The following is a 21803-nucleotide window of genomic DNA, read 5'->3' as shown; positions in this document are numbered from 1 at the left end:
CCGGACCGTACTGCCACGATGTTTAAAAGCATGTCAAAGGCGGGGCCATGTGCCCCGCCTTTGCCGTGCACTTAAAATGTATTTCCCGCATCCCGCCCTGCGGGTTTGCTTTTCGCCCTGTGCGTTATAGAAGCTCCCCGTATTTCCTGACAAACAGCTTCTTCGCAACCGTCGCCAGCACCATATAACAGGCTATGGTGAGCGCCAGCCAGGCAAAGTATACCGGCGGCAGCGCGGCCAGCCCGATCATGCTGCCAAACGGCGTAAACGGGATGACCGTCAGCGCCGCGATGCCTGTGAACGTCAGCAAGGTAAGCGGCGCGGACGCGTGGCTCTGGATAAACGGGATTTTCGGCGTGCGGATCATATGGATAACCAGCGTCTGGCTCCACATGGATTCCACGAACCACCCCGCCTGGAATATCGCGATATACAGCGCCTGCGTCGCCGGGTCCGTGATCTGGTGGAACAGCAGGCCGCCGCACATCATCGGGCAGATGACGAAATACATCAGCAGGTAGGTCGTGATATCAAACACCGAGCTTGTCGGCCCGATACACACCATAAATTTGCCGATGGACGACGCATCCCACTTGCGCGGTGCCGCCAGGAATTCCTTATCCACATTGTCCCACGGTATCGCCGTGCAGCTTAAATCATAGATCAGGTTAAGCAGGATCAGGTGAATCGACATCATCGGCATAAAGGGCAGGAACGCACTTGCCACCAGCACGGAAAACATATTTCCGAAGTTGGAGCTTGCCGTCATTTTGATGTATTTAATCATGTTGGCATACGTCTTGCGGCCTTCCACAATTCCCTTTTCCAGCACCATCAAATCCTTTTCCAGCAGCACCACGGACGCGGATTCCTTGGCGATATCCACCGCGGTATCTACGGAGATACCCGCGTCGGACGCTTTCATCGCCGCGGCGTCGTTGATCCCGTCGCCCATATAGCCCACCGAATGCCCCGCGTCGCGCAGCACGGAAATGATACGAGCCTTCTGTGCGGGCGAAAGCTTGGCAAACACGCTGATGCGCTGCGCCCGTTCCGCAAGCTGGCTGTCCGTCATCGCGTCGATATCGTCCCCCAGCAGCATTTCATTCGCCTGTATCCCAACCTGCCTGCAAATGCAGCGCGTCACCTTGTCGTTGTCCCCCGTCAGCACCTTTACGGCAACGCCATGTTCCCGCAGGGCCCGGACTGCCTTCGCGGTGGATTCCTTGGGCGGGTCGAGGAACGCAAGATATCCGATCAGCACCATATCCTTTTCATCCTCGACGGAAAACGCGCCGACAGGAGAGGGATTCGTCTTCTGCGCAACCGCGATCACGCGCATGCCGTCGTTGTTTAAAGCGTCTACCTTTTCCAGGATATACCGCTTGATTTCTTTTGAAAGCGCGATCGCCTTTCCCTCGTATTCCGCGTGGCTGCAAATGGACAGCATTTCTTCCACCGCGCCTTTGGTAATCATCTGCGTTTTCCCGTAAATATCCTTCACCACGACGCTCATACGGCGGCGCTCAAAATCAAACGGAATTTCGTCTACCTTCGTGTAAAATGTAGTCAGCCCCGCGAGCTGCTTATCCTCCTCCGCTTCCTCTTTTGTGCGCCGGATGATCGCCTTGTCCATGAGGTTTTTGAGCCCCGTCTGGAAATAGCTGTTTAAAAAGCCATGCCTAAGCACGCGCACGTCGTCCTCGCCGTGGATATTCAGGTGGTATTCCAGCACAACCTTGTCCTGCGTCAGCGTCCCCGTCTTATCCGTGCACAGGATATCAATGGAGCCAAGGTTCTGGATCGCGTTCAGGTTCTTGATGATGGTCTTTTCCTTGGACATCGCGACCGCGCCCTTTGCAAGGCAGGTTGTCACCACCATCGGCAGCATTTCCGGCGTCAGGCCGACCGCCACCGAAATTGCGAAAAGCAGCGCCTCCATCCAGTTCCCCTTTGTAAAACCGTTGATGAACAGCACGATGGGAACCATCACCAGCATGAAGCGAATGAGTACCCACGAAACCGAATTCACGCCCTTTTCAAAGCTGGTCTGCACGGGTTTTTCCGCAACGCCCTGCGCCATTTCGCCAAAGACCGTATCCCCGCCCGTGGCGACGACAACGCCCGTCGCGCTGCCGCTGATTACGTCGCTACCCATAAACGCAAGGTTCGGGTACGCCGTAAGCGCGCCGTACTTTTCCCGGCATGGCTCCGCGGTCTTTTCCACGGGTTCGCTTTCCCCCGTCAGCGAGGACTGGCTCAAAAACAAGTCCTTGGCACGCAGGATGCGCAGGTCGGCGGGAATCATATCCCCCGCCGAAAGGTAGATGATATCGCCCACCACAACTTCGCCCAGCGGAATTTCCTTTTTTCCCATTCCCAGGCGCTGCGCGCAGGTCGTCGTCTTAATCATTTTCAAAAGGTTTTCCGCCGCGTTGCCGCTCCTTGTCTCCTGCGCAAACCGCAGGATGCCGGAAATCCCCACCATTGCCATAATAATGATGACCGTCATCGGGTCGGCTTCGCCGGGGTCCGCCATCATTACGTCCATAAAAAATGATACCGTGGCGAGGCAAAGCAAAATCAGCGTGAACGGATTGATAAACGCTTTCACCAGCCGCGCGGACAGCGATTCCTTTTTCCCATGCTGCACCGTATTGTCGCCGAACTGCTCCCGGGCGCCCGCGACAAGGTCTACGCTGATTCCATCCGTCGTCGTGCCCAGCTTGTTCAGCAAAGCGTTTTCTTCGGCCGTGGCGGCATACCGCATCCGCTGCGTTACTTCTTTTTTGCGGAGCTCTTCCGCGGAAATTTTTACTTTCCTATTCCTGGCTTTATTCGCCTGTAATACTTTTTCCATTGGTCCATACCTCCTTGGGGATTGTCATAACCGAGTTCGTAAGGAAGTACAGCCAAAACCCTAAAAGGCTATTTGATTGATCGGAAGAACGGAAACCGGTTTGGTTTCAGGTCTTCGTTCATTCGGTGGCGCCCCCCGGGGTTTTCGCCGTTTTTACTTCCGGTCTCCATTCTTCTCACCTCACTTTTGCTTTGAATTGTTTATATTATCACCGCTTGGGTGTTATACAGCTTCCCGCGACGTCCAGATGTGGCTCGCAGCCCGCTGAAGGACAAATAAAAAATCCACCGTTTGCTTTTGGAAATTTATTTCCTGCAACGATGGATACCGGCACGTTATAACGTTTTTGCCATGCGCATGTCAAATAGGCATACAGACGCCGGCACGCCGCTGTAAAACATAGTTTGATGCTGTCAAAATATCCATCCTTGTTCGGTGTCTACTGTCGCCGTCCATCTGCACTCTTCCTTTCCATAAAAAAATCCCTTGCCCAAAACAACAGCAACGGATCAATTCATTCTCTGCCATCGTTTGAGCTTTGGCTCCTAAGGGCAATGTTGTTGCATTATTCCATGCCTTGTATTTCGACATGGACTGTTCAAACCTGCTCATCGTGTCTCCACAAATCCGCGGCAGCAACCCGTATCCCTTTGGTAGCCTCACTTACCGAAGCCATATTCTATTTCGTGGTTAGTATATGCCTGTTTGGTTAAGATGTCAATAGCCGGGCGGCAAAACGGAAAATTTTAATAAAACTTTTCCGTTGCGGACAGCGCTCCCCGCCCCGGGAAAATTCCGCAGCTCCGCCGCTTTCGGCAGGCAGCCTTATCCGGCAGGGAATGAACCGGAAAATCCATCAAATATTTTGGCATATAAAACCCTCCCAATACTTAATACCATAATATCGCCGTAAATTGGCAGACTTAAATTTTGGGCAAATTTATGGTAATATAAACATAGAAAAAAGATGGACGAAACATATTTCGTCCATCTTTTTTGTCCAAGCGATCCTGGCCTGTATTGGAAAGCAGCCGCCATTTTGCCGGTTTTGCCCCCGGCGGCAAGCGTTCAAACCATTTTTTCGATTGAGACAATTCTGGTATATTCTTTCAATGGGTATTTTCCATCATGCGCGCCGCCCCGGTACATTTCCGACATATTCACTCCATCCGTGATCCTGTTTATTCCCGCGCTGGTCAGCCGGCCTGCAAGGCTGTTCCTCTCCGTTTCAGAACACAGCAATGCCGCTGTCTGCAAATGGTTTTTATACGGATGCAGTACCGTTACAATGTCCTTTGTCGGCAAACGCTTTGCCCAGCAGTTCCCATGCATAACAGAAACCTCCAAACTGCTGTTCTCATATGCGGTAATGCTTGTTTTTCCACCGCGAAATACCTTGCACGGATTCTCCGCCGATTCCAATGAAGCCGTATACAATTGGATTGCGTTTTGCGCCGCTATTTCCATCGTGGGCATTGTGCCCGCCCCATCTCTGCACGCGTCGAGTATGGGCAGGAAGCTTCTGCAAAAATCATATATGGCGTCCATTGATTCCGTATCCAAATAAATTCCCTGGCAGGAGCTGCACAACAATTGATTTGTTTTTACAATATTTTCCGCCAGGCCCGATAAATTTTTCTCCGTTATCCCTTGTTCCGTAACGTAAGCAAAACTGATCTTGTGCCCCCATTCAATGATTTCTGTGTTTGGAGATGCCATTTTCCGAACGGCCCGCACCGCCGCGTCGCCGCCCCACACAATAACTGCATTCGCAATGTTCATCAACTTCCCGATCTCTTCGGTATTTGATGACGGGTAATCGAATACGTAAATGTATTCCGACAGGGAAGGCTCTATCCGAACCAATTCCTTTAATATAAAAAGTGACAAGCCGTCGTCGTTGCGGGATAATTTCACGATATTAATATTTCCCGTAAGCAATCCTTCAACCACACTGTAAAAGGCAAGCCCATATTGATTCCCGGCCGTAATATGAAGCAAGACGCCCAACGGGCAAACCTTTTCCGTCACATTCAGGCGAATACCGTTCGTGGTAACGGTATTTTTCACACCGTACCCGGCTCCAAGCTCCTTTTCCAGTCGGTAGCGTATGTAATCTCCATCCAGCATCGCCTTTGCTTCCTGCAAATATTCCCTGCCCCTGTCCTCCGGAATCCCCAGCGAAGACAATAATTCAATGTGCTCCGGCCCAATGGAACGCGCCAGTTCTTCGCAGGCGTCGATTACAGCGGAAGGCGCCACACTTTCCTTGGATAACGTTTTCGCAATAGACCGCTCCAACGAGTCCATAATACGGGAACGTTCCTCCACATCGATCATTCTTCCAAATGCCAAATTCATTGTACTGCCTCCAGTATACTGCCCGCGCCGGCTGCGCAGGTCCTGATTCCCTGCAGGCCCGCACGTCCCAGCACTTCAAAATAGGGGGTTTTTATTTCGCAGCCGCATTCGTTCCCGTCGTGTAAAACAGCGATATCGTCCGTTAAAATACTCGTAAGGGGCATACTTTTCAGCAAGGGGGTAACTAAATTCAGCAGGCCCGGCCTGCCGAAAGGAACCGGTTCCAGGGTGTGAATATCGCGGATTAGGACCCTGCTGTATACCGGCACGTGAAAATGGTGGTTTCTACAGTCGCAGTAAGGAATATTGTGTTCCACAACGCCAAAAAACTCCCGAAAATTTTGCTCCGGGATTCCCAGCCGTTCCTTTGCCATGCGGTATAACTCCGGTTTGCTCACCTTTTGGGCGGCAAACTGCTTCCATCCGCCGCCGAGAAAGATCAAGGACTTCGGGTGCAGCGATAGTTGAATATGCTCTTTTTCCAGCTTTTGAAGCAAAAAATACAGGTATGCGGGAAATCCGTTAATTCTCACGGGAAATGGTTTTTTGCTATAGGAAACCAGCGCGTCCAGTATCCCATCCTCATTCAGCACGTAATCCGTCCCCATATCCTTCAATGCATATTCCCTGTGCAGCGCAGGCGCCAGGAATGTAGCGGCATACGCAGTCCTTACCGCGCCCATATGGTTATGCCTGCTCGGTTGGTAGCCCAGCACAATGCAGTTCGCAGGAATGGCCGAGGGCAGCTTATGATAGGCAAGTATTTTGCGAAGCATATTCAAGCCCAGGATCATGGCGGAAAAATCGAACCCAACCTTTACCGGATTACCGGAAGTTCCCGAGGTTGTCGATTGCATATGGATTTTTTCGGCAGGCAGTGAAAACAGTTCGTGCTTTTTCAGATATAATGTGGGAATTGGCGGCAGTTTACAGAGATCGTCGTAGCATTGGAACTTCCGCAGCCGGAACCCCTGGCCCTCCATCAGTTGTGCATATTTTGCGCAATGCGAAATATGCCATTCCACATTTTCTTTCACGGCATCAAAAAACAACTGATTTGTGTTTTTGGTATCGTAGATATGCTTTTGGAAAAACAATTTTCTTCTGTTGTCCATCGCTTTACCTTACTTGTTCTCTATATACAATTATTTTCAATAAGCTAATTCGCGGGAATTATATAAAAATAATTATATCTGAAATTCCGGTAAAATACCATACGGCAGCCATTTGTTTTCCAACCCTTCCGCGTTATAAAAAGCAAAACGGCGAAGTACAGGCCTCCGCCGTTTTGTATTACAGCGTAAAACAGATTACTACTTACCAGATTCCATGCTTCCGTCGCCGCCCATAAGCCGTGTCATCTCTTCAATGTGTTCGAGCGGAAACGGCGGTGAAGCCAAAGGCTTCATGGCGATAGACATCAGCTTCATTGGATTGTCGTCCGCCGCCACCCGGTTGGAGCTGAGTTTCCCGCAGCGCCGGCATCTGTGTATGATGGCCCATTCGCCGTCCTTGCGCACCCACAAGGCCACCGGTTCCATAATACCGCCGCAGCTTGAAGCCCTGTCGCCCGGCTCATCATCAACGTGCAGGCTGCACAGGCAGTTTGAGCAATGGTTTCTATGGTCGGTTCCGGCCCCGGCCGGTACCACCGGGCGCCCGCATATTTTGCACTCGAAGCTGTCATTGCAGGCGTGAGTTTTATAATATCCTTTTTGGTAAGCTTTTCGTTTGTTTTCCCGATTCACTTAAATTGCCCTCCTAAAAGTAATTATTCATACCTTTGGGAGGTTTGTGCACTGGATTGTATAACGCAAACCTCCCGGTCAGCGCACACTCTCCGTTTGATAATTGTTTTTCATATGGCATTCTCCTTAATAATATAACCAGGCCCGCGGCCGTTTGTTCCGCTCCCCTGTCCGCATCACGGGAAACCGCACCTCATGCCCGATATTATTTTGTATTATATCAATCCCCCTACGGTTTGTAAACAAACGCAGCCGCATTTAATTTCCATGCCTATTCGGATGAAGGCACGAAATCCGGCACAGCAATTCTTTCCGGCCTCCTCTTTTAACTGCACAGCAGCGGATATAGGGCTACGCCTTCATCTCCTGATAAACGAAGCAATCCGTCACGTGGTCGTTCACCATGCCAGTCGCCTGCATGAATGCATAGACGATTGTCGAACCGACAAATTTAAATCCCAGCTTCTTCAAATCCTTGCTGATTCGATCCGAGAGGGGCGTTGTTGCCGGTATCTCTTCCATCTTCTTCCAATGGTTCCTGACCGGGGTATGGTCCACATATGCCCATATGAATTTGTCAAAGCTCCCATGCTTATCCTGTACGTCCAGGAATGCTTTGGCATTCGTCACAGCGGCGTTTACCTTGAGGCGGTTCCTGATGATTCCTTCGTTTGCCAGCAGTTCCCGTATTTTTTCCTCGCCGTAAAGGGCCACCTTGCCCGGGTCAAAGCCATCAAAGGCTTCCCGGAACGCCTCTCTTTTTTTAAGCACGGTAATCCAGTTAAGCCCGGCCTGCATCCCCTCTAAAACCAGCATTTCAAACAGTTTTCTGTCGTCATGCACCGGCCGTCCCCACTCGTTGTCGTGGTAATCAATGTATATGGGGAGGTCTCCCGCCCAGGCGCATCTTCTTTTTTCGCACATAAGCACTGTCCTTTCCAACCAATCTATTGTCTTTTAATAGTACCATACTTAATATGACATTTGCAGGTTTAAATTCATGTGGGAACTTTATTCACTGCAATATCCTGTAACGGCGGCACGCGCCCGGTTTCATGCGGCTTTTTTGTATGGAGTCGGCATAACCGGTTTACCCTCGCCTGTTTTCTATTATATTAGAATATTAACGAGACTTAATATTGGCATGTGCTTTATTACGAAATATATTTATCTTACTCCCTAAGCTGTAAAAAATCCGGGAGTAATATAGGCCGGATCGAAAGTGGATGTCTATTGGGAACAAAATAAGGAGTGATTATAGTGAACGGCAAAAATAGGAACCTTAAGAAAGAGCAAGATTCCAGGAATAGAAAAAGGAGGATTGCGGCGGTTTTGATCGTCGCGGTTTTGCTGGTGGGCGTTGTTCCGCTTGCGGCGTTTGCGCAGGACGGTACCGCGCAGCCTTTGGCGGAGGAATCCGTTTTAGAGCAGCCTCCGGCTGATAATCCCGCCGTCGGAAACAGTCTGCCGCAGGAAACGCCTGCCGAAGCGGCGGCCAGCGGGACGGCGTCTGGGGAAATGTCAGCCAAAGCAGCATCCGCCGGAGAAAATGCCCAAAATGCGGAAATACCAATAGCTGACGCTCTTTACGTCACCGTGACAACCAACGGGGCAAACAGCCTGGATGTGAGTTGGACAGCAATTACGGGCGCGACGAGCTATGAGGTTTTCCGTTCGGAGGATGGCGTCAATTTTGCGTCGATCGGCACTACCGGCCAAACCAATTTTCCGGATATCGGCCTCGTAGCGGACACCCAATATTGGTATAAGGTCGTCGCAAATAACGGGCCGGAAGGCACCGGTTCGGGCAAAACGGACGCGGAAAAAACGCAGGCGCCGCTTAATTTAAGAGTAACGGGTTATGGCGAATACAACAATAACGCAAATCTGGCATGGAGCGCATCTGCCGGGGCGGACGATTATTATATCTACCGCTCGACAAGCCAGGGCTCCGGCTACAGCTATGTCGGAAATTCCGCAGGCGCAACGACGTACAGCAATACGGGGCTTGGTTACAACACGACGTACTATTATTATGTCACGGCCGTAAAAAACGGCATTGAGAGCGCTCCGTCGAATACCGGTTCCCTGACAACCGGCGCGCCGACTCTGACGGTGACTGTTTCAAACCCGACGACAAGCAGCCTGAATGTTTCGTGGCCCCCGATCCCCGGGGCGGGGAGCTATACGCTATACCGCTCCCTAGACGGCGTGAATTATGAAGAGGTCCGCGTATCATACGTGACGAGTTATGCCGACGCCGGGCTGCAGGCCGGTACCCATTACTGGTACAAGGTCGTGTCCGACAATGGCATTGAAGGAACAGGCGATGGATGGACGCTGCCCGATCGGCCGGATGCGCCCCTCAATTTAAAGGCGGAGCTTACCGGTACGTATCACCTGGACGCCCGGCTCACGTGGAGTCCGGTTGCTGGCGCAGACGGTTACAGAATCTATATGTCAAGGACGCAGTCCGGCACGTACAGCCAGATCGGCGCCACACAAAGCGGCATTACCGAATACATGGATGCGGGCCTTGATTTTAATACGACTTACTATTACAAAGTAACGGCGGTAAAAAGAGACGTTGAGGGCGATCCGTCAAATATCGCTTCCGTGACGACCAGCCGGCCGGTACTGAATGTAGCGGTGTCAAACCCGACGACAAACAGCCTGGACGTCTCGTGGAACGCAATCCCACGTGCGACAAGCTATACGGTGTACCGCTCTCTTGACGGCGTAGATTATTCGACTCTTGTCGGCACTTATCAGGGAACAGGTTTTGCCGACACCGGGCGCGACCCGGATACGAACTATTGGTATAAGGTGGTTGCGAGCAACCGGATTGAAGGGATTGGCAGCGGCAAGACGCTTCCGGTTCCTGCCGCGGTATACACGGTCATCTTTGACGGCAACGGCGCGACAACGCCCGCGAACCCCTCACGGATGACGGTGACAACGCCGCAGACCCACCTCAGTGCCTTACCCGCCCCTCCGCAGCGTACGGGATACAGCTTTGCCGGGTGGTATACGCAAAAAACAGGCGGCACACAGTTTACGATGGAGACAACCGTGACGGGTGATATAACGGTGTATGCGCATTGGAACAAGACGCCCGTCCCCGCAAGCTATACCGTGTACTTTGACGGCAACGGAGCAGATGTGCAGGCCGACCCGACGAGCATCCTGGTGACCGTGCCCGATACAACGGTAAAAGCTCTTCCAGCGCAGCCGTCAAGGGCCGGATATGGATTCATCGGCTGGAACACGCAGGCGGACGGACGGGGAAACGCGTTTGATTCGGCAACGGCCATAACGCGAGACATGACGGTATACGCGCAATGGAAGGCGGTTTATTACAGCCTGCGCTTTGACCTGAACGGAGGAAGCGGCGCAGTACCGCAGACGCAGTCCCTGCGCATGGGAGACCTTGCGCAGGCGGTTTCAGCCCCGACTCGCAGCGGATATACATTCCTTGGCTGGAACGTAAACAGCGACGGCACAGGCGCATGGTGGGATTTTGGCGCGACAATGATGCCTGCCGCCGACGTTACGCTTTACGCGCAGTGGCGGGAGGATGCCGCGCCTCCTGCCCCAACCCCAACCACTCCAAATACAGATGGGGGAACAACGCCTGACAACAGTCCCAAAACAGGCGACGAAACCAATTTGGCATTGTGGATTATGTTGCTGATAGCCGCAGGCGGCACGATTGCAGGCGCAACGTTTTACAGGCGTAAGAAAGCCGGCCGTTAAAAAACATGGAACCTTATCCGGGAACTTCCGTACCGCTCCGCGCCCTTTTCTTATACGGGTTTGACAACCATTGCACAAAAGCGTTATCCTATCAGTGGAGTACAAAAAAGATTTACTGTCCCCCTGGCCTAAAAAGCATCGGGCGGGCGGTGCGGATCAGCCATATTGACTGAGAGCGCAGAACTATTAAAAGAAAGGTTAAATGGAATTATGAAATTCAAGAAAACCACCGCTGCGGCCTCGATTGCTATCGCTTGTTTATTGTTCTTTAGCGCAGTCGTATTAGGGGCATGTTCTGCGAACCCTCATTCCCCCGAAACAACACCGTCATCTGCAAGCGAAGAAAAGATGGATTCTCCGTATGCCGCTTATTCTAAATATGGAATTACATACGACGAAAAGACAGACAGCCTTTTTTATAACAATGAGCGTATCAGGTATTTTGAGGATGACTCAACCTTTTATAATGGCGATAATACCATTAGCGGCTCGCTTTTTTTCCATACCGATAAAACCGGCGAGGGAGACGTGGATATTTATACGGTTCGTGATTCTCAAAACGAATTGACAGGAACACGGACTGCAACGGAAGATGAATTTATGCAAAAATCAGGGGCTTATGAAAGTACAAATCAAGCTATATCTGGTTATAAAAAATACGGGGCCAGTACAGACGCAGTGGGGAATATATACTTTGAAGACTTTTTGGTAAGAGAACTTTATGATCCAGTGATGGAAACGATCATTCAGGAAAGTCGTGGAGCGGGCTTCCCGAAAGACAGTATAGATGTTGAAGCGGTTTATGATGACGGCGTTCTCTCCGGGCTGAGAATCGTATCCAAAGAAGAATACGATATCCATACACAAGAACGCATTGAGACGGTTCAAGATTTTTGGGTTGAACAGCAGAAGCAGAGAAAATGAATATTTAAACAAATAACCGCTGAATTGCAAAAAATCCATCGCCGCCTATTAGCGTGATGGATTTTCGCATTTCATGAGTGTGTCGTTAATACAAAATAGATGAGGAAAAATGGGGCCGACCCCCGCAAAAGCCCAGTAGATGCAAAACGGGGCCCCGACAAAGCCCAAAGAGGCAAAGCGGAGTGGGTTTGTTGGGGAAAAGGAGGAGGAATCGAAGCAACTAAAAATTCCGCCCTTTCAGGACGGGATTATGGTCGCGGAGTTTCCTCCGACGTGGTCTGAATGGCGATACAGTATATTTAGAAAAAATCGCATAACAAAAGGTTTTTGAGCAACGAAAAGCAGTATTTACTATCAAAATTTTGGAATATTAACACCACTTTCGGATGCAATGGCATTGTTTCCCATATAAAATGATGTCTTTGGCGCTATTCATATTGAGATAATTTATGGAGGAGGTACTTCTTTGGAGAGCTTTATTTTTTCTATTAAATGATTTGCTAATGTGAGTAATTGAATTGCTCTTGTTTCAGTATCTTCCCATTCATGCTCATGAGCTCGAGGATTCCTGATACCTGTCATGCATCCTGCGTAAATATCCATATAGCCAAGCTGCTCATCTTTTTCTGATTGACTTTCCCAAGCATTCAATTTGAGAATGGGATTCTTGGCGCTAAGTGCCTTTCTCATAAGGCCATTTCCATCTTCGGTGGTTAACTTAGACTTTTTTTTGACAATGTTATTTAGGCACTTATAACCTTCTTCTATGGCTTGCGCATGATGCCCATTATAGAAAAGCGTTCTGGTACATTTTCGTAAATCATGGTCAGTAATTACTAAATCATATAAATCAGTTTTCGAGGCAATGTTAATCTGTTCGACAGGTTTTTTGATACCTTCCATGCAGTTAAGTTGATTTTGAAGTATATGAAGTTTATTAAATAAAATTTTATTATCCATAAACTATTTTTCATAAAGATGTTTTGCAATACTAGCAAAAATAGCGTCTACCTGTTGCACCGATGCTTCAGAAGATATATGAACCTGCAGATCAATATGTAAGGATGGCGATTGATAGAGATTCCTACTAGTTGAAGCCGCACTTTCACCTTTGTTTGCGGTCTGCTTTTGTTCATCTCTATCTGTATGTATGTCATTACTGACTATACGTTTTTCTAATTTAGTTTTTTTGCTTTTCTTTGATTTTGCTGCGGGAAGTGTATCAATATCAGTTCTGACCTCTCCTGTGCTTAATAATATATAAAAGGCGGTAGTCGATTTCGCAGCGCCTTCCCCCAGATGTGCATTACTCATAAACCAGTTGGTAATTGCTTCCTTATCGAAATCCGGACCTTGATGAATTTCTCGTAATTCTGTAGGATATATTTCCTCTGCAATCTGTTGACATATATCTTTATACTTTGTATCATCTCTCCAATCTATAGCACGAGACGTTGGCTTATTTTCATCATCAATTATTTTGGTTTGTTTCAAAGGGGACAAAAGATTGCTAGCTGCTTTTTCTGATGTCAAATTTAATAAAGTTTTCAAATAACTTGCCGTAACAGAAGAAGGTATCGTTTTACGGAATTGTGCCCTTACAGCCCACCAATTGGATTCTGGCATTTTAGGATAAACAATTTTTTCTGCCATAGGAAACATACCTCCAAGTATTAATATAATACTATTATAACATGGAATTACAAAAAATAGAAGTTGATCATATTTACCACGCATAAAATTCCCTTGGGCTATAATTGAACTAAAGTCGGGAAAGAATGAATATTTATAGCCCTTCATTCAAGGACACTGTACGGCATAAAACTGATCGACACGCGGATTTTTAAAGAGCGGCATGAACCGATTATTGTACGCAGTATATGGAAACGTGTACAGAAATTGAATACTAATAAGAAAACCGGAAAATGAGGGCAACCATCTTTATTTTCAGGTCTTCTGCGTTGTAGTAACTACATAACAAAGCCAAGAAATAAAACGGAAGAGGCCGCTTTCGGTCTCTTCCGTACTGGTCTGGGTGAGAGGATTTGAACCTCCGACCCCCTGAACCCCATTCAGGTACTCTACCAAGCTGAGCCACACCCAGACGTTTATTTCTGACACCATAATATTTTAACAGATTTTTATGAAATACACAATCCCTTTCTCCATAAAAAAACTCCCGTAATCTACGGGAGTTTTCGTCGTCCGGTTATTCCGCAGGCATAAAGAAAGCTACATTGCCGGTTCCCGTCGCTTCACCCTGCGAATATTCGTTTATTGTGCCAACATTCCATTTCTCCTTGGGCTTTCCATCTTCCATCCGGTTGAAACCACCCTGCCTGTCGCCCCGGATTACAGTGCCGTTTTGCAGCTCATACTCCGGATATCCGTTTTCTTCACGCTCCGCGGCAACCGTATATCCTTTTTCATCCGCCTTCGCGCGTTCCTCCTGGAATTCTTCATAGGGAACTTCCCTGAAACCCAAAAAATATTTCTCTGTCATCGTATCGCACCATCCTTTTTCTTTGCTCTGATGGTATATATATAAGGCGTTTTTCAAAAATCAAACAAGTTATTCTCCGCCCGAAACCGCATCCGTCACAAGCCCGACAAACCCCCTGCTGTCAATTTTCGTGCCAAACCATATATTTCCCCCGGCCTTCCCGGCAACGCACTTCCCGGCCCGGTCTCCTTCGGTAATAATATCGAGCGCAGCGTTCTCATATTCCACAAGCGCAGGTTCCATCAGAACGCCGATGCACAGCGCGTCATGCACCGGGCAGGCGTAAAACCCAAGCTCTCTTTCATAGGTGCCCGCATACAGGGCGAGCAGGCTGCCCACAAAGTTTGCCATCCTGCACCTTGAATTTTTCAGCGTTTCAATATCCGTCCCGCTGAACAAAGCTTTCATGGTTACATCCAATGGATGCAGGTAAATTTTGCAGCCGCTGTCCATCACAATTTTGGCCGCCTCCGGGTCCACATAAAAATTGAACTCGGCCGATGCCGTAACATTCCCCGGCACGCGCACCGCCCCTCCCATGATTACGAGGCATTCCACGTTCCGCATACATTCCGGGCATTTTTTGAATGTCGCAGCAATATTGGTAAGCGGGCCCAGGCATACAAGCGTAATTTTTTCTTCCGCAGCCCGCAGTGTTTCCGTCAAATAATCCACGGCATGCTTTTCCCGGGGTTTGCCCGCCGTTACATCAAACCGGTAATCGCCAAGGCCGTCAGCGCCGTGTATTTTCCCCCCGGACTGGTTCAGCAATTCCCGCTCCAGCGGTTTTCCGCACCCGGCATATACGGGCACGTTTCCGGCGCCCGCAAAGGCAAGCACGTTAAGGGCGTTGCGGACGGTGTTCGTAAGGCCGCTGTTGCCCGCTACTACGGTCACGCCCATTAATTCGAGGCCCGCCGCACGGGTTGCAAGCACAAGCGCGACCGCATCGTCGTGCCCCGGGTCGCAGTCGATAATAATTTTTCGTTTCATGGCTCTTCCCCTCCTTTCTCCAGTATACCGCAAAATGTGGTAGGAATGCGAGCAAACCGTTTATCAATAAAGCATACTCGAAAGGAGTGATATTATGGCAGACAGAAATGTAATAAAAACTGTAACGGGAATCCACACGCAGGACGGCGCAGGCGTGAATCTTGTACGCGTCATCTCCGGGCGCGATGTGGAGGACTTCGACCCTTTCCTCATGCTGGACGCGTTCGATTCCGAAAATCCCGCCGATTATACCAAAGGTTTCCCGTGGCATCCGCACCGCGGCATTGAAACCGTAACTTACCTGATCCACGGCGACATCGAGCACAGCGACAGCATGGGCAACAAAGGCAGCATTTGTGACGGCGGCTGCCAATGGATGACGGCCGGAAGCGGAGTGCTCCATCAGGAAATGCCGCAGGCTTCAGACCGCATGCTTGGCTACCAGCTTTGGATCAACCTGCCCCGGGAAAATAAAATGGCGGAGCCAAAATACTTCGATATTACGGAAGACATGATTACGGGAGTAGAACGCGGCAGCGCCACTGTGCGTATCATAGGCGGTTCCTTCGACGGCCTCGAGGGACAGGCGCAGGGCGATTATGTGAAAACGGATTTGCTTGACATTGCAATTGCTCCCAATGGAACGCTCGCATTTCCTACAGACCGGGAAAAAAACGTATTCGTTTACCTTTTTGAAGGAAGCGCGCGTTTCGGGGACGGCGAACAGCTTATCCCGGCAAAAACCGCCGTCCTGCTCAGCCACGGCGACCGTTTTTCCGTGTGCGCGGGTCCCGGCGGCGCCCGTCTCGCCTATTTTGCCGGGGAACCGCTCAACGAACCGGTTTCCTGGGGCGGGCCGATTGTAATGAATACCCCGGAAGAGCTTGATATGGCGTTTTCCGAGTTGCAGGACGGCACGTTTATCAAGCATAAATAAACGCCAAAACTGTCCAACTTGCAAAAAAAGACGAATCCGCAATGGATTCGTCTTTTGCTTTTCCAGCAAGGCCTTACGCCTCGCTTACCTTTGCCTCTTCAAATTCCTTCTCGATTTCAGCATCGGGCTTTTTGTCCAGCAAGCTCACAACCACGCAGACCACGAGCGCAAGCAGGAAGCCGGGCACCATTTCATATAATCCCGTCGGGCCTGCCCAAAGCTGGTTCCAGAGAATCGAAACCACGAAGCCCGTCGCCATCCCGGCGATTGCGCCGTTGCGCGTCGTCCGTTTCCAGAACAGCGCGAGCAGCACGATCGGCCCAAAGGCGCTGCCGAATCCCGCCCACGCGAATGAAACAACCGACATAATGGAAGTCTGGGGGTCGCGCGCAAGCACCGCCGCAATCACTGCGATAATGATAACGCCGATCCGCCCGATCCACATTAATTTTTTCTCGGAAGGCTTTTTCCGGGTAAATTTTTCATAGATATCAGCCGTAATCGCCGAGGACGCAACCAAAAGCTGCGAATCCGCCGTGCTCATAACGGCTGCAAGGATCGCCGAAAGCAAAATGCCTGCAATCACAGGGACGAAAAGCTGCCCCGCCATCACAAGGAACACCGTCTGGGCCCCTGTCGCGTCCGTAAACATATCGCCGAGGTAAACCCGGCCAATGATTCCAACCATCACCGCGCCCGCAAGCGCAAGCACAATCCACCCCGTCGCAATCCGGCGCGAGGTTTTAATCATGCGGGGTTCCTTAATCGCCATATAGCGGATAATAATATGCGGCATACCGAAATATCCCAGCCCCCATGCAAGGTTTGAAATCAGCACCATCGGTGAAAGCGGGCTTCCGTCCGTATTGGTAAACGGATCAAGGAAGCCGGGAGCAATGTTATTCGCCGCGGCGGCTGCCTCCGTGGGGCCGCCAAGCTTGCCCATCGCTGCAAGCGGCACAATGAAAATCGCCACAAGCATCAGCATGCCCTGGAAAAAATCCGTCCAGCATACGGCCTTAAATCCGCCCATAAACGTATATGCAATAATAACCACCGCGCAGATAATCATTGCCGTCTGGTAATCCATCCCCGGGAAAACCGTTGTAAACACCGTGCCGCCGGACACAAACCCCGACACCACATAGAAGGTGAAGAAAACGAGGATAACCGCCGAACTAATCAGGCGGAGCACTCCTTTTTCATCCTTAAAGCGGTTTTCAAAGAATTGCGGAATGGTGATCGCGTCCCCCGCCACATAGGAATACTGGCGAAGCCGTTTGGCAACAACCAGCCACGAGCAATACGCGCCGACGGCAAGCCCAATGCCGATCCACACCTCGCTCATACCGGAAAGGTACAATGCCCCCGGAAGGCCCATCAGCAGCCAGCCGCTCATGTCCGAAGCCTGTGCGGACAGCGCGGTCACGGCGGGGTTCAATCCCCTGCCGCCAAGCATATAGTCTGAAAGGTTGGATGATTTCTTATAAAAGTAAAAACCGATCAGCAATACAAAAACAAAATAGCCGATAAAAGAGATAACTACGCCCCAATCAAATTCCATACAAATTCCCCTTTTTCGATATGAAATGAAATAATTAACTTATTTAGTATAACGAAAAGTACGCTTCCATGCAAGTTTTTAGCACATATAAAAGAGCGGCTGCCGTTTACAGCCGCTCTTTTTTTGTCCTTTTTTACAATTCTTCTTCCGTTTCCAGATATGCCTTCGCCTCGTTCACATAATGCTCTACGAGCGTGCGCTGGTAATCGATGTCCTTTTGCGTAAGCTCGCGGACCGCCTTTGCCGGCGAGCCCATAATCATACTCCCGTCCGGGAATTCCTTGTTCGGCGTCACCAGCGCCCCTGCCGCCACAAGGCAGTTCTTCCCGATTTTAACGCCATCCAGCACCACCGCGCCAATTCCAATCAAAGAGCCTTCCCCGATTTCACAGGAATGCAGGTTTGCATTATGCCCCACCACAACATTATCGCCAATCACCAGCGGCTCCTCGTCATTGGTGTGCAGCACGCTGTTATCCTGCACATTGGAATTTTTCCCTATGATAATCGGCTGCCCAATGTCTCCGCGCAGGGCCGCGCAAGGCCAAATGCTCGTATGCTCCTTTAAAACCACATCACCCGCAACCACCGCGCTTTTATGTACAAAAGCGGTTGCGTCAATTTGCGGCGTTTTTCCTTTTACCCTTGTAATCATAACAAGTCCTCCTCGAAAACCTTAATTGCAATAGCGGTCTCAATCCGCTTTTTTTCGGTCTCGCAGCCAATCTCATACGGCTTCCTGATATCGCCGGTGGAGTGATACGCATTCGCCGCGCAGCCTCCCGAGCAGTAATATTTCGCCCAGCATTCGCTGCATCCCTGCTTGGTAAAAACATGGGTATCCATGAACATCTTTTTGATCTCCCGGTCCACATTCCCGTCATGGACGTTCCCCATATGGAAATTTTCCATACCGGCAAACTGGTGGCACGGATATAGGTTCCCGTCGGCCGTTACCGCAAGGTATTCGCTTCCCGCCCCGCAGCCCCGCAGCCGTTTGTTAAGACAGGGCCCGGAATTAAGATCGATCATAAAATGGAAGAAATTAAATCCCCGTCCCGCTTTTTCACGCTTCAGGTATTCCCGCGCGAGTATTTCGTATTCATGCTTCAGCTGTGGAATATGCTCCGCCCTGATCGCATAGCTTTCCCCCGTCACCACCGGCTCCACGGAAATCTGGTCGAATCCCGCGTCGGCAATCGCGCATACGTCGCTGCTGAAATCAAGGTTCTCCGCCGTATAGGTACCGCGCACATAATATTCCCGGCCGCCGCGGCCATCCACAATTTTATGCGCATTCCTGAGCACCCTGTCATAGCTGCCTTCCCCGGCGACATTTTTGCGCATCTTGTCGTGTATTTCCTTGCGCCCATCAATGCTGATGACCACGTTTTTCATTTCCTTATTGATAAAATCCGCCATTTCGTCCGTCACGTGATAGGCGTTCGTCGTCAGTGTAAAACGAATGTTTTTACCGTGTATCTTCTCCTGCTGCCGCCCATATTCCACGGTCTGCTTCACAACGTCAAAATTCATCAGCGGTTCCCCGCCGAAAAAATCCACCTCGAGGTTCCTGCGGCCGCCGGAATGCGCAATGAGGAAATCAATCGCCGCCATTGCCGTATCCGCGTCCATCAGCGCGCGCGCGCCGTGGTATTCGCCGGTGTCGGCAAAGCAGTAAGAGCACCGGAGGTTGCAGTCCTGCGCAACGAGCAGGCACAAAGCTTTAATCACGGGCGTATTAAACTGTGCATTCCCCCCGTTGATTTCGCATTCCGAATACAAAAGCCCCTGCCGTATGAGCTCCTCGATTTCATCAAGGACCTCCCGCGCTTCCTCTCCGAGGTCGCTCATAATCTGTTCGTTTGTCTTGCCCGCATTTTTAAATGTAAGCACGCTCATTGCGGTTTTATCGATTGCATGTACCGAGCCGGACTCCACGTCCAGCGCCGCATACTTCCCGCAAAATTCTATTAAATGAACCATCCCTTATAGTACTCCTTTCGCCGCAAACGCGCCCGCATACCCGCTTTTCCCTTCGGGCAAAATCCCGCTTACGGGCGGTTTCTCCTACCGCTTCACGGCATACCTTCGCTTTCCCAACCGCGCTTCGCTTTTGCCCGCGTCCTGGAATCCCGCTTATCTTCCTCACGAAACCGATTGATTCCCGGCGATACCCCTTCCGGTCGCCACCGCCGCAATCCGGTGTTTCTTTCGCCCGCTTCCTTACATGAAAAAATGGCGGCATTATCACATGCCGCCACCTCGTTACTCTAAAAAATCAGTTTTTCTTTTCGCACTTCTGGTTTGCAAGCGTGCACGACGTTTTGCAGGCCGATTGGCATGACGTCTGGCATTCCCCGCAGCCGCCCGTACGCAGTGTATCCTTCAGATTGCTCTTGGTTACCGTCTTAATATGCTTCATCAGAAATTCCTCCCTCGAAACTTTTACCTGTGTATTGTACCACACAGCATCCCGAAACTCAAGTTATTTCCCTTTTTTTGAGGTTTTATCGGAAGAATCCTTCGCATCGTCCTTCTTTGCGTCTTCCTTCTTGGTATCCGTCTTCTCGGGAATCTCCTTCCCTTCCTCAAAGCTTTCCACAGAAGCAATCGCGCCCTTTGAAAGCACCAGCTTCGTCTTGTCAGGGCCGCATTCGATGGTTACAAGGTCTTCCTTGAGGGAAACGACTTTGCCGTAAAAACCACCGATCGTCTTAATCATATCGCCCACACGCAAATTGCTGAGCATGTTTTTAAACTGTTTCTCTTTCCTCTTGTTCGGGACAATAATGAGTACGATGAACACCACGATCAACAGGATCGGGAAGAGCATCATCATCATATTGCCGGAACCGGCTGCGCTCGTCGCGCCACCATCACTTACTGGCATACTTTTTACCGCCTTTCAAATTCAAAAATCACTAATATTTATAATATCGGTATTGTGCGCGCAAGTCAACCATTATTTCGCTTTATATGCGGAAATCTTCCATGAATTCGCGCCTGAATTCGCCAAATGTCCCCGCTTCGATATGCCCGCGTATCTCCTCCATCAGGCGGATCGTAAGCCGCGTGTTGTGGATGGAGAGCAAAATAGCCCCCAATATTTCGTTCGTTTTGACGAGGTGCCGGATATAGGCGCGCGTGTGGTTGCGGCACGCATAGCAATCGCAGTTTTCGTCAATGGGCCTGAAATCCTTCGCATATTCCGCGTTGCGGATCACAAGTTTTCCATTGCGCACCAACGCCGTCCCATTGCGCGCAATGCGCGTTTGTAGGACGCAGTCAAACATATCCACCCCGCGGGCCACGCCCTCCACAAGGCAGTCCGCCGTACCGACGCCCATCAGGTACCGCGGCTTTTCCTCCGGCAATACGTCCGTCACCACATCCAGCATCTCATACATCATCGGTTTTGGCTCGCCCACGGAAAGCCCGCCGATCGCGTTTCCGATGAAATCGAGCTTCGCGGTCTCTTCCGCGCTCTGTTTGCGTAAATCCGCATACATTCCCCCCTGCACAATTCCAAACAGCGCCTGGTCGTCCCGCGTCTGCGCGTCCCTGCACCGTTTTGCCCAGCGGTGCGTCCGCTCCATCGAGTGCCTGGTATACTCAAAATCCGCCGGATAGGGCGTGCATTCGTCCAGCACCATCATAATATCCGAGCCGAGCGCTTCCTCTATTTCCACCACTTTTTCGGGAGTGAACATATGCCGCGAGCCGTCAAGATGGGACTGGAACGCAGCCCCCTCCTCCGTAAGCTTGCGGAGGTCACCGAGGCTGAACACCTGGAAACCGCCGCTGTCCGTTAAAATCGGCTTGTTCCAGTTCATGAACCTGTGCAGTCCGCCCGCCTCGCGGATCAACTCGTGCCCCGGGCGCATATAAAGATGATACGTATTCCCGAGGATAATCTGAGCACCCGCCTCGAGAACCTGGTCGTTTGTCATCGCCTTTACAGTCGCCTGCGTTCCCACCGGCATGAATACGGGCGTTTTAATCTCGCCGTGCGGGGTCGAAAGAATCCCCGTCCGCGCCTTGCTGCCCCCGTCTTTTTTTCCAACCTGAAAACTAAACTTCATTCGTTACCTCGCTCGCCAAAACCCGCCTCTCCGGGCTTTTATGCGGTTTTCCAACTTCGTCCGTTTCATTTT

At 50.5% G+C, this 21803-nt stretch carries 18 protein-coding genes, 1 tRNA gene and 1 riboswitch; of the genes, 3 read left to right on the top strand and 16 right to left on the bottom strand.

Going from position 1 to position 21803, the window contains the following annotated elements; translation table 11 throughout:
* Positions 1-124: 124 nt before the first annotated feature.
* The 5 genes from mgtA to BBD38_RS09425 all read right to left on the bottom strand — a co-directional run bounded on the left by mgtA (position 125) and on the right by BBD38_RS09425 (position 7893).
* Positions 125-2860: a magnesium-translocating P-type ATPase gene (mgtA, locus tag BBD38_RS09445; protein WP_066687388.1), complete on the bottom strand. Its 2736-nt coding sequence runs from the start codon at positions 2858-2860 to the stop codon at positions 125-127.
* Between the two features lie 515 nt (positions 2861-3375).
* A riboswitch (M-box (ykoK) riboswitch) is annotated at positions 3376-3538 on the bottom strand.
* Positions 3539-3928: 390 nt separating this feature from the next.
* Positions 3929-5221 carry an acyl-CoA reductase gene (locus BBD38_RS09440; RefSeq protein ID WP_066687385.1) on the bottom strand — a complete coding sequence of 431 codons (1293 nt, stop codon included), beginning with the start codon at positions 5219-5221 and terminating at the stop codon, positions 3929-3931.
* Complete coding sequence (locus tag BBD38_RS09435; RefSeq protein ID WP_066687383.1) at positions 5218-6336, bottom strand: LuxE/PaaK family acyltransferase; 1119 nt, start codon at positions 6334-6336, stop codon at positions 5218-5220. Before BBD38_RS09435 ends, BBD38_RS09440 begins: the two co-directional genes overlap by 4 nt.
* Before the next feature lie 198 nt (positions 6337-6534).
* Positions 6535-6969 carry an RNHCP domain-containing protein gene (locus BBD38_RS09430; protein WP_066687382.1) on the bottom strand — a complete coding sequence of 145 codons (435 nt, stop codon included), beginning with the start codon at positions 6967-6969 and terminating at the stop codon, positions 6535-6537.
* A 351-nt stretch (positions 6970-7320) separates the two neighbouring features.
* On the bottom strand, positions 7321-7893 hold the full coding sequence (locus BBD38_RS09425; RefSeq protein WP_066687381.1) for a DNA-3-methyladenine glycosylase I: 573 nt from the start codon (positions 7891-7893) through the stop codon (positions 7321-7323).
* A gap of 336 nt (positions 7894-8229) precedes the next feature.
* Here BBD38_RS09425 and BBD38_RS09420 point away from each other — a divergent pair, with 336 nt between their 5' ends.
* Together BBD38_RS09420 and BBD38_RS09415 are read left to right on the top strand one after the other, a co-directional pair.
* Complete coding sequence (locus BBD38_RS09420) at positions 8230-10725, top strand: InlB B-repeat-containing protein (RefSeq protein ID WP_066687379.1); 2496 nt, start codon at positions 8230-8232, stop codon at positions 10723-10725.
* Between the two features lie 210 nt (positions 10726-10935).
* The gene (locus BBD38_RS09415; protein ID WP_147568136.1) at positions 10936-11649 is read left to right on the top strand and encodes a hypothetical protein; all 714 of its coding nucleotides are present in this window, start codon (positions 10936-10938) and stop codon (positions 11647-11649) included.
* A 447-nt stretch (positions 11650-12096) separates the two neighbouring features.
* Here the strand turns inward: BBD38_RS09415 and BBD38_RS09405 are convergent, their stop codons facing one another.
* From BBD38_RS09405 to BBD38_RS09385, 5 genes are all read right to left on the bottom strand, one after another.
* On the bottom strand, positions 12097-12609 hold the full coding sequence (locus tag BBD38_RS09405; protein WP_066687356.1) for a TIGR02391 family protein: 513 nt from the start codon (positions 12607-12609) through the stop codon (positions 12097-12099).
* Positions 12610-12612: 3 nt separating this feature from the next.
* Positions 12613-13302 carry a DUF5343 domain-containing protein gene (locus BBD38_RS09400; protein ID WP_066687353.1) on the bottom strand — a complete coding sequence of 230 codons (690 nt, stop codon included), beginning with the start codon at positions 13300-13302 and terminating at the stop codon, positions 12613-12615.
* A 374-nt stretch (positions 13303-13676) separates the two neighbouring features.
* Positions 13677-13753 (bottom strand) — tRNA-Pro (locus tag BBD38_RS09395).
* 105 nt (positions 13754-13858) lie between these two features.
* Positions 13859-14152, bottom strand: coding sequence for a hypothetical protein (locus BBD38_RS09390; protein ID WP_147568135.1), 294 nt, complete (start codon positions 14150-14152; stop codon positions 13859-13861).
* A gap of 69 nt (positions 14153-14221) precedes the next feature.
* Positions 14222-15145, bottom strand: a complete 924-nt coding sequence (locus BBD38_RS09385) for a nucleoside hydrolase (RefSeq protein ID WP_066687347.1) — start codon at positions 15143-15145, stop codon at positions 14222-14224.
* A gap of 94 nt (positions 15146-15239) precedes the next feature.
* Here BBD38_RS09385 and BBD38_RS09380 point away from each other — a divergent pair, with 94 nt between their 5' ends.
* Positions 15240-16082 (top strand): pirin family protein, encoded by an 843-nt coding sequence (locus BBD38_RS09380; RefSeq protein WP_066687344.1) that lies wholly within the window; start codon positions 15240-15242, stop codon positions 16080-16082.
* Positions 16083-16155: 73 nt separating this feature from the next.
* On the opposite strand, the gene putP is transcribed toward BBD38_RS09380, so the two are convergent.
* From putP to tgt, 6 genes are all read right to left on the bottom strand, one after another.
* Entirely contained in the window at positions 16156-17646 is a 1491-nt protein-coding gene (gene putP / locus BBD38_RS09375; protein WP_066687342.1) for a sodium/proline symporter PutP, read from the bottom strand.
* Positions 17647-17779: 133 nt separating this feature from the next.
* Positions 17780-18301, bottom strand: a complete 522-nt coding sequence (locus tag BBD38_RS09370; protein ID WP_066687339.1) for a gamma carbonic anhydrase family protein — start codon at positions 18299-18301, stop codon at positions 17780-17782.
* Positions 18298-19632: a thioether cross-link-forming SCIFF peptide maturase gene (gene scfB, locus BBD38_RS09365; RefSeq protein WP_066687337.1), complete on the bottom strand. Its 1335-nt coding sequence runs from the start codon at positions 19630-19632 to the stop codon at positions 18298-18300. Before scfB ends, BBD38_RS09370 begins: the two co-directional genes overlap by 4 nt.
* A 295-nt stretch (positions 19633-19927) precedes the next feature.
* Positions 19928-20071 carry a six-cysteine ranthipeptide SCIFF gene (gene scfA, locus BBD38_RS09355; RefSeq protein ID WP_066520402.1) on the bottom strand — a complete coding sequence of 48 codons (144 nt, stop codon included), beginning with the start codon at positions 20069-20071 and terminating at the stop codon, positions 19928-19930.
* 63 nt (positions 20072-20134) lie between these two features.
* Positions 20135-20539, bottom strand: a complete 405-nt coding sequence (gene yajC / locus BBD38_RS09350; protein WP_066687332.1) for a preprotein translocase subunit YajC — start codon at positions 20537-20539, stop codon at positions 20135-20137.
* Between the two features lie 82 nt (positions 20540-20621).
* Positions 20622-21731, bottom strand: a complete 1110-nt coding sequence (gene tgt, locus BBD38_RS09345; protein ID WP_066687329.1) for a tRNA guanosine(34) transglycosylase Tgt — start codon at positions 21729-21731, stop codon at positions 20622-20624.
* Positions 21732-21803 lie beyond the last annotated feature (72 nt).

It is taken from the genome of Christensenella intestinihominis (assembly GCF_001678845.1).
Lineage (GTDB): Bacteria > Bacillota > Clostridia > Christensenellales > Christensenellaceae > Christensenella > Christensenella intestinihominis.
The sequence above is the reverse complement of the archived record's forward strand: the minus strand, read 5'-3'. Positions and strand labels throughout refer to the sequence as shown.

What these genes read in the sequence shown, in the direction of transcription:
- mgtA (WP_066687388.1), bottom strand. Translation starts at nt 2,860, where the DNA reads ATGGAAAAAGTATTACAGGCGAATAAAGCCAGGAATAGGAAAGTAAAA.
- BBD38_RS09440 (WP_066687385.1), bottom strand. Translation starts at nt 5,221, where the DNA reads ATGAATTTGGCATTTGGAAGAATGATCGATGTGGAGGAACGTTCCCGT.
- BBD38_RS09435 (WP_066687383.1), bottom strand. Translation starts at nt 6,336, where the DNA reads ATGGACAACAGAAGAAAATTGTTTTTCCAAAAGCATATCTACGATACC.
- BBD38_RS09425 (WP_066687381.1), bottom strand. Translation starts at nt 7,893, where the DNA reads ATGTGCGAAAAAAGAAGATGCGCCTGGGCGGGAGACCTCCCCATATAC.
- BBD38_RS09415 (WP_147568136.1), top strand. Translation starts at nt 10,936, where the DNA reads ATGAAATTCAAGAAAACCACCGCTGCGGCCTCGATTGCTATCGCTTGT.
- BBD38_RS09405 (WP_066687356.1), bottom strand. Translation starts at nt 12,609, where the DNA reads ATGGATAATAAAATTTTATTTAATAAACTTCATATACTTCAAAATCAA.
- BBD38_RS09400 (WP_066687353.1), bottom strand. Translation starts at nt 13,302, where the DNA reads ATGGCAGAAAAAATTGTTTATCCTAAAATGCCAGAATCCAATTGGTGG.
- BBD38_RS09390 (WP_147568135.1), bottom strand. Translation starts at nt 14,152, where the DNA reads ATGACAGAGAAATATTTTTTGGGTTTCAGGGAAGTTCCCTATGAAGAA.
- BBD38_RS09385 (WP_066687347.1), bottom strand. Translation starts at nt 15,145, where the DNA reads ATGAAACGAAAAATTATTATCGACTGCGACCCGGGGCACGACGATGCG.
- BBD38_RS09380 (WP_066687344.1), top strand. Translation starts at nt 15,240, where the DNA reads ATGGCAGACAGAAATGTAATAAAAACTGTAACGGGAATCCACACGCAG.
- putP (WP_066687342.1), bottom strand. Translation starts at nt 17,646, where the DNA reads ATGGAATTTGATTGGGGCGTAGTTATCTCTTTTATCGGCTATTTTGTT.
- BBD38_RS09370 (WP_066687339.1), bottom strand. Translation starts at nt 18,301, where the DNA reads ATGATTACAAGGGTAAAAGGAAAAACGCCGCAAATTGACGCAACCGCT.
- scfB (WP_066687337.1), bottom strand. Translation starts at nt 19,632, where the DNA reads ATGGTTCATTTAATAGAATTTTGCGGGAAGTATGCGGCGCTGGACGTG.
- scfA (WP_066520402.1), bottom strand. Translation starts at nt 20,071, where the DNA reads ATGAAGCATATTAAGACGGTAACCAAGAGCAATCTGAAGGATACACTG.
- yajC (WP_066687332.1), bottom strand. Translation starts at nt 20,539, where the DNA reads ATGCCAGTAAGTGATGGTGGCGCGACGAGCGCAGCCGGTTCCGGCAAT.
- tgt (WP_066687329.1), bottom strand. Translation starts at nt 21,731, where the DNA reads ATGAAGTTTAGTTTTCAGGTTGGAAAAAAAGACGGGGGCAGCAAGGCG.